Source organism: Marinifilum fragile JCM 15579 (assembly GCF_001310955.1).
Lineage (GTDB): Bacteria > Bacteroidota > Bacteroidia > Bacteroidales > Marinifilaceae > Marinifilum > Marinifilum fragile.
The window spans coordinates 59,547-74,585 of record NZ_BAZX01000017.1 but is presented as its reverse complement, the minus strand read 5'-3'; the positions used below and the strand labels follow the sequence as shown (position 1 = coordinate 74,585).

Genomic DNA, 15,039 nt, shown 5'->3' with positions numbered 1-15,039 from the left:
CAAATCCAACAATCTATTTCTCTGACACTGAACCATCAGGGTTTTTATAATCAGAAAATGCAAAATTAATATATCCTTTGGCAGGAAGTGTAATTTCGTACTCTTTTTTATATTTATTTGTAAGGTATTCTCTTCGTAACCATGGGTTAAAGTATTTTAAAACCTTATAGTTTACTCCATTTTCCTTAGCAAACACGGCAAAATCCTTCACAGGAGATTTAATTGTAATTTTTCGAGTTGGAATTTCTGGGTACAAATCCGACTCGCGGTATTTAAAACCATATGCAGTAGGATTCTCCATAATCATTTTAATGGCCAAAATCCTGAATACATATCGTCCTGTTTCTTCACCCAAAAGCAAATCATAGTAATCTCCGGCATCTTGTAACTTTAATTGTTTATCAACAAATCTTCGCCCAGCATTGTAAGAAGCCGCTACCAAGGTCCAGCTTCCATATTTTTTGTACGAATCTTTAAGATATTTACACGCCGCAACAGTTGCCTTTTCGATGTTGTATCGTTCATCAACTTCTGCTGATACTTCCAAACCATAGTCTTTGGCCGTTCCATTCATAAACTGCCAAACCCCAACTGCCCCGGCCGGTGATTTAATGGTTGGCACAAATCCACTTTCGATTAAGGCCAAATATTTAAAATCTTCAGGAACTCCCTGTTCTTTTAAAATGGGTTCAACAATTGGAAAGTAACGATTGGCTCGTTTTAAGAACAATAAAGTTTGAGATTGCCAATAGGTATTCACCAATAATTCCCTATCGAGTGACTCCTTTACATCCCACCTGTTCATCGGAACGATTTCATCACCAAAAGTTAATTTATCGGGTGTTTTTAATGCATACACATTATAGCGACTCATGTATTCGCTATTTTCAGGATCTTTGTCTCGGTCGGTTACGGTTGAGTAATTAAATAGCTGGGCAGTAAGATAAACAGCCCCCGAAACAACAATTAAAGCTAAAATATTTTTTAAAGGTCGATATGTATTCACGGTTGTTGGTTTTTAAGATTGTCAAATGTAAAATATTCTACTCGATTAAGAGAAGAAATGTTTTCTTTTAACAAATCTTTACACCAATAAATTTCAACTGTTCGTCAAGTTCAAATTTAATTTTTTCTAAACATTTCAAAATTTGCTCTTTACTTACTCACCAGAAGGTTGTAACTTTAAACAACAAAATGAATAATGTTTCGTTGTTTAAATAATGTCGGGTTATTTATTCAACATCAACCCAAACATCATCATTTTATGACCTAACCAGTCACCTAATTTTTAATCGTATGAAAAACTGCATGCTGTATATGTTGCTATTCGGGGTATACCTTTTTTATGCCTGTGACAGTGATACGGCGGAAAATTTCCTACGCAAGTAATTCAAGATTCCCGAGTCTCAGATTCAATTTTTGAAATTTTATTAGATGATGCAAAGCTGATTTGTATGGATTTTTATACCAATCAGGAAATGGAAGAGTTATCAGAAATAGAATTTAAAGAATATCATTTTGCACCAATTTTAGCAGCTCTTCAAACTGTTTATCTTGATTCAATTTCAACAGCTTCTTCGGATATCAGAAAATACAATGTGCATGCCTTGTGTCCTGAAAAACTACACAAAACAAGGATCTCAATAGATACCACAAATGAAAATTTTAATTCCTGGAAGAGTTATGGTTTCTCGGATAATTTAAGTTTGGATTTGCTAATTAACGAATATGATTTGCAGTTGGATTCTATCAGAGAAACACAGTATATGGTTCATACTGGTACAGGAATCAATCAGGAATCCTTAGCCAGTAAACTGAAAAAATTTACCTTTATTAAGAAAGCGCAAGCTGCCAACTGCATTGGTGATGGATCTCATATAGAGATCATTTATTTCAATCCTGATTTCATTCAATTGATATATAGCTATGGCTGGGGCGATTGCCCATCTGGCTGTACGAATCGTCATTACTGGGAATTAGGCATTTATGGATCAGGTTTGATTGAATTGCTTTCAGAATCGGGTAAAGAACTTCCATAAAGTAAATCTGCTTGAAATAAGAATTATTTCAATTCCCTTCAATCATTCATTCTTGTTACAAAAACATTCACTTTTGCTGCTTTCGATTATAAGAACCTATTGATTTTCTTGCCCTAAGCTTCTCCATACGAACTTCCTGATTCATGGGTAAAAAAAGAGTTGTAATATTTAATTTACAACAATTAAACCTTACAACTCTTCTATATCGTTCAGTTCTTATATGCGGAGTGTTTTTTAATAAACTCTACCTATCAACTTATTCGAAATCTACAACCTATCGAAATAAGTTTTGAATTTTTCGTGTGGAACAGAGACACAAATCCTTGCAAACTGAGAAGCAAACTCCTTCTTATCTCTTGTAAAATAACTTAATGACACACTTCCTATTCGTGCCTCAAGAAGCTCCTCCTCCGATTTGTTAACAATCACAAATATTCCAATAGGTTCTGAATCCTTATAAAACTCTTTTGCCAACAAGCTTTTGCTTTCCAAAAATTCTATATTCTTCTTTATTCCCTCGCAAGTGCGCTCCTTAAAGCTTTTCATTACAATCTGTCCTTTATCAGAGCTTAGCAATTTGGCTACCATTAATTGAGAGAAAGCATTTATCCCATTTGTTGCATACATTAGGCGAATTCCCAATTCATTCACAAACTCTTTGTTTGTGCTATGCACAAAACCCAATCGTTGTCCGCTTAAGCCTACCGATTTGCTAAAACTTTCAACAATAATTACATTTTCCAACTGACTTAATTTCTGGAAAAATAAGTCTTCTTCTCCACAAAAAATCCTTCTGTACGGACAATCAATAATCACAATTGCTCCATGATCGCTTAATATTTTGGCTGTTTTATAAATATTTTCATCAGCCTGTTTGTTTCCAATAGGATTATTTGGATCGCAGATGATCACTGCTCTGTTCTTATAAGAATCTATATTTTCAATTACAGTATTAAAATCAGCATAGGTTTCAGATTCCATTCCTCTAACCGTCATTACCTGAACATATGAACCCCAGTAATAATCAGGCAAACACACCTTGTCCACATGTATGGTTTGGAATACCAAATCGAGTGCTGACATACCTCCTCCGGTTATGGCAATGTTATCAACCGACGACTGATTGCCAAAGTAATGCTGATTAATGGCATTCCTCAACTCTGATCTTCCCTGTGATGGAGGATAAACCTGCATTTCATTCGAATTAAAATCCAATTCGTCAACAACAGAATTTAAATCAATGTTACAAACCGAGTTCACGCCCCGATTTAATAACAAAAACTCATTACCGGTTTCCTGACTCATTTTTCTGATTCGTTCGCCAATTCCAACAATTGCAGAATATTTAGCACCACTCTTTCTGATTTTCATGTCCTATAAGTTTTCTACGAAATAAATCAACCTAAACATTATTCGCAAATTTTAAAAGCTGCTTTAAAGACTCTATAAATTTTTATACTTTAACTTTTCCTAAAAATCAATAATAATGAAATACAATTTTGATAAAATTATAGATCGTAAAAATACCAACTCGGTAAAATACGACAAGCTTGAACAATATTTTGGGAAAGATGATTTGCTTCCTTTTTGGGTAGCAGATACCGATTTTAATGTTCCGGACTGTATCTCAAATGCCATATTAAAAAGAGCCAAACATGCAATTTACGGATATTCATTCCGTAGTAAAGATTGTATTTTAAGTGTACAAAACTGGCTTAAAAACCGTCACGACTGGGAAGTGAAAGAGGAATGGATTTCCTCCAGCCCTGGAGTAGTTACTGCTCTATCCTTGTTGTTAATGAGCCTGACCGAAAAAGGAGATAAAATTGCTGTTCAACCACCGGTATATCATCCATTCTTTCATGTTATAAATGATACGGAGCGCAGTTTGGTTCATAACCCATTAATTAGAACCGAAGATTCTTACCAAATGGATTTTGAGCATTTGGAACAACTTGCCAAAGATGGTTTAAAAGCCTTAATTATTAGCAATCCTCATAATCCGGTAGGAAGAGTATGGTCAAAAGATGAGCTTCTTCAACTTGGAGAAATCGCAAAAAAATATGATTTCCTTATTATATCCGATGAAATTCATCAGGATTTAATTTACAAGAATCACAAACACATACCTCTTGCCTCTTTATCAGAGGATTTGGCTCAAAGAACTATTACTTGCATTGCTCCTTCGAAAACTTTCAATGTAGCTGGTTTAGCAAGTTCGGTAATTATTATTCCTAATCAGGAATTGAAAAAAACTTACGAAAAGCTGCTTTGTGCCATGCACCTAGACTCTGGTAATTTGTTTGGACATATTGCCATGCAAGCAGGATATGAACATGGAGCTGAATGGTTGGATCAGCTTATGGAATATCTACAATCCAATGTAGATTACGTTCGAGAATTTCTTGAAGAAAATATTCCAGAAATTAAATTGGTTACACCGGAGGCTACTTATTTGTTATGGTTAGATTGTAGAGCTCTGAATATTGACTCAGAAAAATTCAACCAGATTCTGATTAATGAATCAGGTTTAGCCTTAAATAAGGGAACTACTTTTGGGAAAGAAGGAAATGGCTATATGAGATTCAATATAGGATGTCCAAAGTCTATGTTAACAAAAGGATTGACCATTTTACAACAAAGCGTAACCCAATTAAAAAAACTTTAATTATCAGGGTTACCTTTTCGGTTTTTGAGGAATAAATAGATAGAAGATTAAACAGAATCGGAAATCACCCTAATGATTATCAATTAAAGTTGATTTTCTGCAAAAAACAACGATAGTCTGTTATACACACGAAAAACCCCGGGTTTACTATTCCCGGGGTTTTTGTATATTAAAAATCACCGGAGCTTCCCCCGGTGACCCATCAGTTATAAATAGATAATTACTAACCTATCCTTCTCCAAGGTACTGATGTGAGATTTTTTTTAGAATTTAAAGGTAAGACTTGCATTCCAAGTTCTTCCAAAACCAAATTCTACTGTATTGTCAACACGTACTCCGTTGTAGGTATCTACACTAGGATCATCACTTGTTTGTCTTGCAGAATAACCTCTTGAGATATATTCAGTATCGAAAAGATTGTTCACATTAAAACGAAAACGAAGCGATTGTCCACCTTCAAAATACCATTTGTAAGATACTCCAGCATCAAATAAACTGTAATTAGGATACTCTAAGTTTTTTGAACCTTCAGAGTCATAATCTTCTGGATCTACATATGCGAACATCTTATCATAGAAATACCAATCTGCATCAACAGAAAGTCCTTGAGTAATTTTGTAATCAGCACCTAAACGAGAACTAAATTGTGGAGCTCCACCTACTTCTACATCTTTTAAATAAAGCATGGTTTCATCTTGTTTTCCATCACCATCATCATCAAGAGGATTCCCTAACTCATCGTAAGTTAAACCTACGCTGTTATTCTGATATTTCCAGTCTCCGTATGATAATAAACCAAACACCTTCAAGTTTGTAGTTGGACGAGCAACAAATTCCAATTCTACCCCTTTGTGCAATTGATCTAACAATGCTCTGGCAAAGTTTCTGTTTGAATCTGAAAATCGGTTAAAACGATCTTTCCATTGAGTTCTATAAGCATTCACCTTAGCCGTGAAATATTGGGTTTTAAAACCATATCCAAATTCTAAACCAAAAATGCCTTCGTTATCAAGATCATTGTAAACATTGGCAAATTCGGTGTAACTATTTGGGAAAGCATCAGAGAAGAATGGCTGTCTTGAGTAGTAACCTGTATTGAAATACACATTGTGTTTTTCATCAATGTTCCAGTTCATACCTCCTTTGATATTGTAGCCCCATTTATTTTCCCAACTAGATTCTCTTTCACTTGAAGGAATCTCCATATACTCGTATCTCTTGTACTTTTGATTGGAAGCCGATGCTTGAACGAAAGCAGAAACAATAGTATTAGTATACTCTAGCTGTCCAAAGAAACCAGTCCATTTAATCTTAGAGTCAAAGTTACGGTCAATCTTAGTGGCTTTTTTAAAGTTATTAATATCCCAAGGTTTAGGATCAACGGCGAATGTAACAAAGTTACCTGCTGAATTCACGTCGGTATTGTCGTAGTATGCATCAGCACCTAAAAGATCTGTTAATACGCGGTAATGAAGACCACGGTATGTTCTTAAGTCAATACCAAAATCAGCCGTCCAATTCTCATTAAACTTGTGGTTAATATTAGACACCAATCCATACCAACTATGTGAATTCATTGAAGCACGACGGATTGTTCCTCCGCCTCTTTCAGTTACAACACGCTTGCCATCCCAATAAGCATTCTTGCTGTCCAAAGAACTTCCATCCCAAGGTCCAACTGCATTAAAACCATCAACTGTTTGTCCAGAGTTAGCCTTAATCAGATCATCTACTCTAATCAAACCATTCTCATCATCTGGTAATAAGTAATGAGGTGTACCTAAAGTACCAGTTCCCCCACCAAGTCCCCACGATGCATAAGCAACGGTTGACAAAGATGTTTTCTCATTGATATTCCAGTCCCAGTTGAAGTTGGTTACTGGCTTGTGATAAAAGTTTCTTGAAAAGTTGAATACTTTACCATTCTTGTATCCCCAGTTAGAGTTATACTTCATACCATATTTTTGGTAAGTAGAAATCCTCTCTTGATAATCCTGATGGTGCCACTGTGGAGCTCCTGTAATCATGAAGTTGAACTGATGCTGTTCCGAAGGTTTGTACCCAAGAGAGAAGAAGTAAGTTTGTCCCTTACCCTCTGTTGCGTCCATATAACCATCGCCCTGCCAGTGTGAAAGAAGAACTGTTGCTCCCCAACCTTTTTCATTCAAACCAGTTGAGTAAGCAGCTGTATATTTTTGGTATCCATCGTTACCAAATGAAGATTTAACAAATCCACCAGCTTCTCTTTCTGTTGTCTTGGTAACAATATTTACAGTACCTCCAACCGAAGAAATAGCTAATTTTGAAGAACCTAATCCTCTTTGAACCTGAACAGCTGAAGCGATATCTTGCAAACCAGACCAATTTGACCAGTAAATACCACCCCACTCCATATCGTTAACAGGCTGACCGTTGATTAGAACTGCTGTATTTTTCTGTTCGAACCCACGAACAGTCATTTCAGCATCGCCATAACCACCACCTTTAACAACGAAAACAGAAGGTACAGTTTTCATCACCTCTGGGAATTCCTGATTCCCTACTTTTTCAACAATTTCATCTGTTTTAATAGTAGTCACTGCAACAGGAGTCTGCCTATCCTTTGCGATATCGGTTACACCATAACCTACAACAACTATATCTGCCAAGGTTTCTGAATCTTGTCCTAAAAGAATTTCGCCTAAGTTGGAAGATTGATTGACATTATATGCCATAGTCATAGACTCATAACCGATAAATGAAATTACCAATTGACCTGTAGACTGTTCCACATTTAGAGTAAACTTACCGTTGATATCGGTAGTTGTTCCTTGCGTAGTTCCTTTCACAACAACATTAGCTCCGGGTAGTGCTAATTTTGTTTGAGCATCAAGTACCACACCCGTGATTGTTGTTTGTGCGAACGTAAAGCCTGAAAAGACAAGCATTACGATTACAAAAAGCAATCTTTGTAAAATTTTCATTGAATTAAATTTTAGAGTAATAAATTTCAAGTAATAAAACAATTAGTTTATAAAAGATAGAAGTTAAGCCACTTACAATTAAAAATCAATATTAATTATCACCAGTTAAATTCTACACTGCAAGCTTAGCAAAGCTTCATAAGATAAGCTTTATCAGAATATTAAGGCTATATTATCATCCAGTTAAAAACTTCGGTAAACGGTTAATTCGATGTCAATTTTTTCATCAATCAAAAAAAAAGATTTGATTCAAAATGCCCATAATGCGACAAATCATAACTTTAAAATTTCCAGAAACCAGCCCATTCAATCAATATTTGGTCACCTAATAAATTAGCGTATTTTTGAAGTTCCTAAATCTTAACAACATGCACTGGAAAAAACCTTGGTTTCAAATTAGTATTCTTATTCTTTTGGCTTTTGTGTGGGGAAGTTCATTTATACTAATGAAAATAGGCTTGAAGAGTTTTAGCAGCGAACAAGCTGCCGGAATTCGAATGCTATTGGCTTCACTTGTACTGCTTCCATATTCAATTAAGAACTTAAAATTTCTTCAGAGAAAAGACTTACCGAGTTTACTCGTGGCAGGATTTGTAGGTAGTTTTATACCTGCATTTTTATTTACGAAGGCACAAACTCAAATAGACAGTGCACTGGCAGGAATGCTAAATTCATTAACCCCACTTTTTACACTCTTGGTTGGAATTTTATTTTTTAAAACCAAATTTAAATGGTTGCAAACAATAGGATTAGTAGTCGGCCTTATTGGAGCTCTTGGCCTGATAACTTCTGGCAAAGAATTGAACTTTGGTAGTATAAATAGTTACGCTTTATTAATTGTACTTGCTACATCATTTTATGGCATCAACATTAATACAATTAAAGCCAAACTTTCACATTTATCAGGAGTTCAGATTACATCTCTTTCATTTTTCTTTACGGGTCCAGCAGCGTTAATTTATCTTTTAACAACAGATTTTCAGCCTGTATTTGCTACTCCCAATTGGCCACTTCATTTTCTTGCTTTGGCTGCGCTAGGAATTATTGGCACCGCAATGGCCATGTTATTAATGAATAGCTTAATCAGACATATTTCTGCCGTATATGCCTCTTCGGTTACTTATATCATTCCCATATTTGCAATTTTCTGGGGAGTAGTTGATGGAGAGAATATTACACTTCTCCATCTTACATACATGTCTGGAATATTATTAGGAGTTTACTTAATCAACAAAAAGTAATTAATCAAAGTCTAAACGAAGAGTAAATCGAACTTTCGAATCAGTAGGAGATTCATTGGATTTTGCTGGAATCCATTTTTCTCCATTATTAATTAATTCTTTAATTTTTTCGTTTAGATTCAGGTTATTGTCGCCTTTAATTTTAACATCCCCTATAGATCCTGAACTATACACGATAAAAGAAACTTTAAATTTATATTTACCTGTTAATTCAGTTTTAAATTCTGATTTTAGACTTGAAACTATATTCTCTTTGTATATCGAAATACTCTTCGATTGAGAAGGCATTGCTTTATTCCAAGATTTAATTGGTTTATCCATTTTAACTTCAGATACAGATCCTGTTGCATAAGCTTTTCCCTTTTCAGATCCGTAGGCTGTAACTACTACTTCATCCATCTCAACAGCATCCTGCTCCAAAACAACCAACAATGAGTCAGCAATCTCCACTTCTTTGGTTTCAAAACCAACAAAAGAAGCTGTCAGTTTGTAGTTGGAATTGGTATCCGCAAGATTCATTACAAATTTCCCATCTAAATCAGTCATGGTTCCCTTCGTTGTTCCATTCACAACAATCATTACACCAGGAATTGGTATTTTTTCTTTATCAACTACAAGTCCGGAAATTTTCCTTGCATTTTCATCATTAGCAATTGTTGCAAACCCTCTGATTCTAACTCCTGAATCCCTTTTGTTAGCAGCCACACCTGCTACTCTGCTAGATAGAGCTTTTTCAACTTTATTGCTAACAATTCTTGAAGGTTGATTTTCCTTAACTTTTAGAGCCTTAAGAATTGGTTCGCTCTTTTCTATCTCCTCATCTTTTATTTCCTGTGCAAGTTGCTGTTCTTCTTCCTCATCTGTTATTTGAACTTCAAGATCGGCAACATCAATTCCTTTTTCTTCTACAAGTTCAACTTCTTCTAACTCTTCTATTTGCTGAACTGCCTTAATTTTAAGATTATCCTCTTTTAAGATCGGGATACTCTCTTTCTTTTGTTTTGGTGTAGCTTGTTCAATATCCTGACTAACCAATTCATTTACTCTTGGGGTTTGATTAATAAAATACAAAACAAAGCTCAATCCAAGAATGACTATAATGCTTGCTGCATAAGGCACCCAAATCAATCTTTTCTTTTGCTTGGAATTTACCCTACTTTCCAAACTCAGTTTCAATTCTTCCAAATCTTGCTCCATCTCCAATGAACTAAGTGTAGACAAGCCATCATAAGCATCACTTTCGAAATCATCCATCATTACAGATTTTTCAAAAGCATGCTCTTCCTTTCCGGTCATTTTATTACCGAAATAGACTAAAAATCGTTCATATTTCAATCTCAACTTAGACTTCATTTTGTTTGGCAAATTCTTCCATGCAAATCTTCAAGTTCCTTTTTCCGTTTTGTATATAGCTTTTCACTTTGTTTACCGGATATTTCAACTGTTCCGATATCTCTTGATAACATTTCTCTTCATAGTAAAACAACAAAATACTCTTTTGCTGCTCTTCCTTTAACCTATCAATGCACCTTCTCAGATTTTGTTCCAGATTTAAATCCGGTGTCTCATCAATAGGATGCAGATAAGTAGTAGATTCCACAAATTGCAACTGTAAAAATTTGTCTGCCTGATTTTTCTGAGATTTTTGTTTCCTTAATTGCATCAGACAATAGTTTTTACAAACCACATACAACCACGGTTTAAAATTCTTTATCTCAAATTTAGGGATTTCTGATATCAAGTGTTCAAAAATAGCATTTACTGCATCCTTTGCTTTCTCTCTGTCATGCAGATATTTTAAACATACACCATAAACCAAATGCATATATCGGGAATAAATCGCACCCAATTCTTTCAAATCGCCAGAATCAATATATGATTCCAGCAACTCTTGATCAGAAAGTTTATCAGGATTTCTTTTAGACCGAAACATTAATCTATCTGTGTTAATTATCAGCTTTAATTCTTATGCTAGTTAACCATTTCAGAAAAAAGATGAAAATTTTTTATGGAATTTATTCTTGTCTTGCATCCTAATGACAAAGACGAACAGTAATCATTAAAAAAATAGAATTATGAGAGCTTTAAAATTATTATTGGGACTGCTAGGAATTCTTATTTCTACTTCCCTTTCAGCAAAAACCATAAGCGGTATTGTTACGGATGAATCAAATCTTGCAATACCTGGAGTGAGTATCGTAATTAAAGGTACAACCAATGGAACTTCAACCAATTTTGATGGTCAGTATACAATTGAAGTTGAAAAAGGTGATATTTTAATTTATTCTTTTGTTGGCTTGATGACACAGGAGATTGAGGTGAAAGACCAAACAGTAATAAATGTTATCATGCAAGCAGAACAAATTAGCGTAGATGAAGTAATTGTTGTTGGGTATGGAAAAAAGACAAAGAAAAGCTTCTCTAGTAGTGTTGCTGGTATTAGAATTCGCGGAAAAAGCTCAAGAAGAGAAAAAAGAAATACAATGGCTTTTTGTCAATATGAAATGATGCCAGATATGACCTACAATACCGAAGGATACTCCACAATTAATGAAAACAACTACAAAAATGCAGTAGAAAGTCCAATTTCAACTTTTTCCATTGATGTTGATGCAGCATCTTATAGCAATGTTCGTAGGTTTCTAACCAATGGAGAAAAACCTCCAATTGATGCAGTACGAATTGAAGAAATGATCAATTACTTCAACTACAACTACGAGCAACCTACAGGTGAGCATCCTTTTGCCATTCATCACGAAATAGCACGATGCCCTTGGAACAATGATAACCTACTACTACATATTGGATTGCAAGGAAAAAAAATTGAAACAGAAAACCTTCCAGCATCAAACCTGGTATTCCTGTTAGATGTATCTGGATCGATGAATTCACAAAACAAACTGCCTTTATTAAAGAAAGCTTTTAAACTTTTGGTAAATCAATTGCGTCCTGAAGATAAAGTTGCCATTGTAGTATATGCCGGTAGTTCTGGTTTGGTTTTACCATCACCAACGGGAACAAAAAAGAAGAAATCTTAAATGCATTAAATAAATTAAATGCAGGTGGTTCAACTGCTGGAGCCGCAGGATTAGAATTGGCATACAAAACTGCTCGCGAAAATTTTATCGATGGTGGAAACAACAGAATCATACTTGCTACGGATGGAGATTTTAATATTGGCATTTCGAGCAATGCCGAGATGGAAAGGCTAATTGAAAAAGAACGCAATAATGGCGTGTTCATCTCAGTATTGGGATTTGGCATGGGAAATTACAAAGATGATAAAATGGAAATCATTGCGGACAAAGGAAATGGCAATTACTCCTATATCGATAACATATTGGAAGCCAAAAAAGTTCTGGTAAACGAATTTGGAGGAACTCTTCACACCATTGCCAAAGATGTAAAAATACAAATTGAGTTTAACCCGGCAATTGTAGAAGAGTATCGATTAATTGGCTACGAAAACAGAATGCTAAACAAGGAAGATTTTGATGATGACAAAAAGGATGCAGGTGAACTTGGCTCGGGACACAATGTAACTGCACTTTACGAGATTAAACTGGCAAAAAAGAAAAAGAAGGATCAAAATCTGAAATATCAGGATACAAAATTAAATGCCAAAGCTCTTTCAAAAGATGAAATTGCAAGTGTGAAATTCAGATATAAAAATCCTGAAGGAAGAAAAAGCATCTTAATTACTGAAGAAATTCCTATGAATATACAAGCTAAACAATCTCTTTCTGAAAACTTCCAGTTCTCTGCTGCTGTTGCTGGTTTTGGTTTACTCCTTCGCGAATCCAAACACAAAGGAAACTGTAATTACGAAATGCTAATTGATTTGGCTCAAAATTCAAAAGGCAAAGATGAAGAAGGATATCGTGGTGAATTTATCAGATTAATGAAATTGGCAAAACATTTGTAAATTTGCGACATTCAAACAAAAAGCAAAAAAAGATGTTCTTAAAAAAATTAGATCAACATTTATTGGAAGCCTTAGAACAATATGGCTTCGAAACACCAAGAAAAGTTCAAAAACAGAGTATTTCAAAAATAAAAAGCGGTGTTGATTTAATGATTCGTGCCGATGAAAAAAGTGGTAAGTCGTCTACTATTGTAATCAGTGTAATTCAACAGCTGAAATCGGAATTCGAAGATGTACCAAGAGCTTTAATTGTTGTCTCGAGCAGAGAAAAATCCATTGAGATGAAAGAACAGTTTGAAGCTTTGGCACAAAATACTGATTTAAGAGTTTTTTGCGAAGGTGATGCTGGAAATCTTCACGATTTAAGAGATAAGATATATGCAGGCTCGGATGTTGTAATTGCAACGGCTAAAAAATTGAATGAGTTATATTCTTTTAGCGGAATTAATCTGAACAATTTAAAAATGTTCATCATTGATGATGCCGAACTAATTATGAGAGATCAGATTTTGTCTGAAATCAACAGATTGTCTCCATATATTCCAAAATCTCAACGTATTGTTTTCTGTGAGAGATTTACGGTTCAAATGGATAAGTTTATGGATGAAAACATGAATTTTCCACTAATACTGGATATTGAGAACGAATAAAAAATAAAAGCCTCCAAATTTGGAGGCTTTCTTATACAATAAATATTTGAATTACTTTAAATATGCTTTAAGCATCCAACTAATTTTCTCTAAGTACGAAATATAAGCTGGTAATATATCCAAAGTTCCCTCATCTTCATTCTCATTTGCTTCCGCAATTACATTTCTAACTTTTTCGATCAACACTTCATGTGAATCAACAACCTGCTGAACCATTTCCTCTCCGCTTGTATTAGAGTTTGCTTCCTGAATGCTTGAAATGGCTACATAGTCAGAGTAATTTCCTAATGGATGACCATCTAAGGTTAAGATTCGTTCAGCAATTTCATCAACTTTATCACTTGCATCGGTATATAACTCTTCAAATTTCGCATGCAATTCGAAGAATGCACGCCCCCTTACATTCCAGTGAAAGTTTCGTAAATTTTGATAATACAACTGGTAGTTTGCCAATAAAATTTGTAATTGCTCAACTTCTCTTTCGTTTGCTGTTAACTCAACTGTTGCTTGATTCTCTTTTAGATTTTTCATGATTCTTATTTTTTAATTATTGATTTGTCATTTTCTTGATACAAATATCTATAATTGAAAATAAGATGATCTTATACATCCATAAGATTAACTTATACTTGATAAACAAAAACATGTGCCTCTCTCATCATGCTCATGAAAATTCGATAAATATATCAATTAGCATGATGAAAAATTTTGTTTAGTAATGACATTATCTAAATAATTTTTATAGTTTAGTGATCTTCAAAAACCTACTAATATTTATAAACCAGTAAATTAATTACCAAGTATGAAAAAATTAGTTTTACTTTTCATTATTGCCTGTGGGCTTTTTATCGATGCTAATGCTCAATCTTACGAGTACAAAGTAATCACTACGATAGAATCTATCGTACCAATGGGTATTGGTCGTTCTAGAATTATCGAAGAAAAGTCTCCAATTGATGCAAATGCATTTACCACAGAAAGAACAGATGGTAAAAAAAGCAATCAGAAAGATGTAAAAAGATCTGATGCCAAAGTAAGTTTGTTTGCAGAAACAAAACTATTGAACTTCTATAGTATTGCAGGTATCAATTTCCAAAACATTGCTTCTAACGATGCATTGATCTCATCAAAAATCAACAATTTGGTTGAACAAGGTTACGAATTGGCTTTTGTTACCAGTGGTGTAGAAAGTGATAGTGGTAAAGGTGATGGTAAAGGTATCTTTATTACTCGTTTTATATTCAAGAAATTAAAGCAATAATTTCAAAGATATATTTACAGTTAAGCCTCGAACGATGTTCGGGGCTTTTCTTTTTTGGGAAAATGACATCCTGAATCAATTCAGGAACTTCTTTTTTGAGAAAACGACCTGCTGAACCAATTCAGGAACTTCTTTTTTGAAGAAATGACATCCTGAACCAATTCAGGAACTTCTTTTTTGAAAAAATGACATCCTGAACCAATTCAGAAGCTTCTTTTTTGGGAAAATGATCTCCTCAGCCAAATGAAGAGCATATACAACAATCAGAATAGAATAAAAAAAGGTGTTCTCC

Annotated in this window: 13 protein-coding genes; 7 read left to right on the top strand and 6 right to left on the bottom strand. The window is 34.5% G+C overall.

Features of this window, described 5'->3' with window-relative positions; all coding sequences use genetic code 11:
• Positions 1 to 13 precede the first annotated feature (13 nt).
• Positions 14 to 1,006 (bottom strand): lytic transglycosylase domain-containing protein, encoded by a 993-nt coding sequence (locus JCM15579_RS13130; RefSeq protein ID WP_054720854.1) that lies wholly within the window; start codon positions 1,004 to 1,006, stop codon positions 14 to 16.
• A 448-nt stretch (positions 1,007 to 1,454) separates the two neighbouring features.
• Between JCM15579_RS13130 and JCM15579_RS13125 the strand changes: the two genes are divergently transcribed.
• Positions 1,455 to 2,039 carry a hypothetical protein gene (locus JCM15579_RS13125; RefSeq protein ID WP_054720853.1) on the top strand — a complete coding sequence of 195 codons (585 nt, stop codon included), beginning with the start codon at positions 1,455 to 1,457 and terminating at the stop codon, positions 2,037 to 2,039.
• A gap of 267 nt (positions 2,040 to 2,306) precedes the next feature.
• Here the strand turns inward: JCM15579_RS13125 and JCM15579_RS13120 are convergent, their stop codons facing one another.
• Positions 2,307 to 3,410 carry a pyridoxal phosphate-dependent aminotransferase gene (locus JCM15579_RS13120; RefSeq protein WP_054720851.1) on the bottom strand — a complete coding sequence of 368 codons (1,104 nt, stop codon included), beginning with the start codon at positions 3,408 to 3,410 and terminating at the stop codon, positions 2,307 to 2,309.
• Between the two features lie 115 nt (positions 3,411 to 3,525).
• On the opposite strand from JCM15579_RS13120, the gene JCM15579_RS13115 reads away from it, so the two are divergent.
• The gene (locus tag JCM15579_RS13115) at positions 3,526 to 4,707 is read left to right on the top strand and encodes a MalY/PatB family protein (RefSeq protein WP_054720849.1); all 1,182 of its coding nucleotides are present in this window, start codon (positions 3,526 to 3,528) and stop codon (positions 4,705 to 4,707) included.
• A gap of 263 nt (positions 4,708 to 4,970) precedes the next feature.
• On the opposite strand, the gene JCM15579_RS13110 is transcribed toward JCM15579_RS13115, so the two are convergent.
• Complete coding sequence (locus JCM15579_RS13110; RefSeq protein ID WP_054720847.1) at positions 4,971 to 7,670, bottom strand: TonB-dependent receptor; 2,700 nt, start codon at positions 7,668 to 7,670, stop codon at positions 4,971 to 4,973.
• A gap of 368 nt (positions 7,671 to 8,038) precedes the next feature.
• Here JCM15579_RS13110 and JCM15579_RS13105 point away from each other — a divergent pair, with 368 nt between their 5' ends.
• Positions 8,039 to 8,911: a DMT family transporter gene (locus JCM15579_RS13105; protein WP_054720845.1), complete on the top strand. Its 873-nt coding sequence runs from the start codon at positions 8,039 to 8,041 to the stop codon at positions 8,909 to 8,911.
• Here JCM15579_RS13105 and JCM15579_RS13100 read toward each other — a convergent pair whose 3' ends face one another.
• Both JCM15579_RS13100 and JCM15579_RS13095 read right to left on the bottom strand, forming a co-directional pair.
• Positions 8,912 to 10,252, bottom strand: a complete 1,341-nt coding sequence (locus JCM15579_RS13100; RefSeq protein WP_172677431.1) for a carboxypeptidase-like regulatory domain-containing protein — start codon at positions 10,250 to 10,252, stop codon at positions 8,912 to 8,914. It lies immediately after the preceding gene.
• 1 nt (position 10,253) lies between these two features.
• A complete protein-coding gene (locus JCM15579_RS13095; RefSeq protein WP_054720841.1) occupies positions 10,254 to 10,844 on the bottom strand; it encodes an RNA polymerase sigma factor in 591 nt (196 codons plus the stop codon).
• A gap of 142 nt (positions 10,845 to 10,986) precedes the next feature.
• Here JCM15579_RS13095 and JCM15579_RS20870 point away from each other — a divergent pair, with 142 nt between their 5' ends.
• From JCM15579_RS20870 to JCM15579_RS13085, 3 genes are read left to right on the top strand one after another with little or no spacing between them, the layout of a single operon-like run.
• Positions 10,987 to 11,949 (top strand): VWA domain-containing protein, encoded by a 963-nt coding sequence (locus tag JCM15579_RS20870; protein WP_218186165.1) that lies wholly within the window; start codon positions 10,987 to 10,989, stop codon positions 11,947 to 11,949.
• Complete coding sequence (locus JCM15579_RS20865; RefSeq protein WP_306305816.1) at positions 11,916 to 12,836, top strand: vWA domain-containing protein; 921 nt, start codon at positions 11,916 to 11,918, stop codon at positions 12,834 to 12,836. The genes JCM15579_RS20870 and JCM15579_RS20865 overlap by 34 nt, the downstream gene beginning before the upstream one ends.
• Before the next feature lie 32 nt (positions 12,837 to 12,868).
• Positions 12,869 to 13,486 carry a DEAD/DEAH box helicase gene (locus tag JCM15579_RS13085; protein WP_054720839.1) on the top strand — a complete coding sequence of 206 codons (618 nt, stop codon included), beginning with the start codon at positions 12,869 to 12,871 and terminating at the stop codon, positions 13,484 to 13,486.
• 51 nt (positions 13,487 to 13,537) lie between these two features.
• On the opposite strand, the gene JCM15579_RS13080 is transcribed toward JCM15579_RS13085, so the two are convergent.
• Entirely contained in the window at positions 13,538 to 14,017 is a 480-nt protein-coding gene (locus JCM15579_RS13080) for a Dps family protein (protein WP_054720837.1), read from the bottom strand.
• 271 nt (positions 14,018 to 14,288) lie between these two features.
• On the opposite strand from JCM15579_RS13080, the gene JCM15579_RS13075 reads away from it, so the two are divergent.
• Positions 14,289 to 14,747 carry a hypothetical protein gene (locus JCM15579_RS13075; protein WP_054720835.1) on the top strand — a complete coding sequence of 153 codons (459 nt, stop codon included), beginning with the start codon at positions 14,289 to 14,291 and terminating at the stop codon, positions 14,745 to 14,747.
• Positions 14,748 to 15,039 lie beyond the last annotated feature (292 nt).

Excerpts from the sequence above, each read along its gene's own strand:
- JCM15579_RS13105 (WP_054720845.1), top strand. The coding sequence starts at position 8,039 with ATGCACTGGAAAAAACCTTGGTTTCAAATTAGTATTCTTATTCTTTTG.
- JCM15579_RS13085 (WP_054720839.1), top strand. The coding sequence starts at position 12,869 with ATGTTCTTAAAAAAATTAGATCAACATTTATTGGAAGCCTTAGAACAA.
- JCM15579_RS13110 (WP_054720847.1), bottom strand. The coding sequence starts at position 7,670 with ATGAAAATTTTACAAAGATTGCTTTTTGTAATCGTAATGCTTGTCTTT.
- JCM15579_RS13115 (WP_054720849.1), top strand. The coding sequence starts at position 3,526 with ATGAAATACAATTTTGATAAAATTATAGATCGTAAAAATACCAACTCG.
- JCM15579_RS13080 (WP_054720837.1), bottom strand. The coding sequence starts at position 14,017 with ATGAAAAATCTAAAAGAGAATCAAGCAACAGTTGAGTTAACAGCAAAC.
- JCM15579_RS13075 (WP_054720835.1), top strand. The coding sequence starts at position 14,289 with ATGAAAAAATTAGTTTTACTTTTCATTATTGCCTGTGGGCTTTTTATC.
- JCM15579_RS13120 (WP_054720851.1), bottom strand. The coding sequence starts at position 3,410 with ATGAAAATCAGAAAGAGTGGTGCTAAATATTCTGCAATTGTTGGAATT.
- JCM15579_RS20870 (WP_218186165.1), top strand. The coding sequence starts at position 10,987 with ATGAGAGCTTTAAAATTATTATTGGGACTGCTAGGAATTCTTATTTCT.
- JCM15579_RS13095 (WP_054720841.1), bottom strand. The coding sequence starts at position 10,844 with ATGTTTCGGTCTAAAAGAAATCCTGATAAACTTTCTGATCAAGAGTTG.
- JCM15579_RS13125 (WP_054720853.1), top strand. The coding sequence starts at position 1,455 with ATGGATTTTTATACCAATCAGGAAATGGAAGAGTTATCAGAAATAGAA.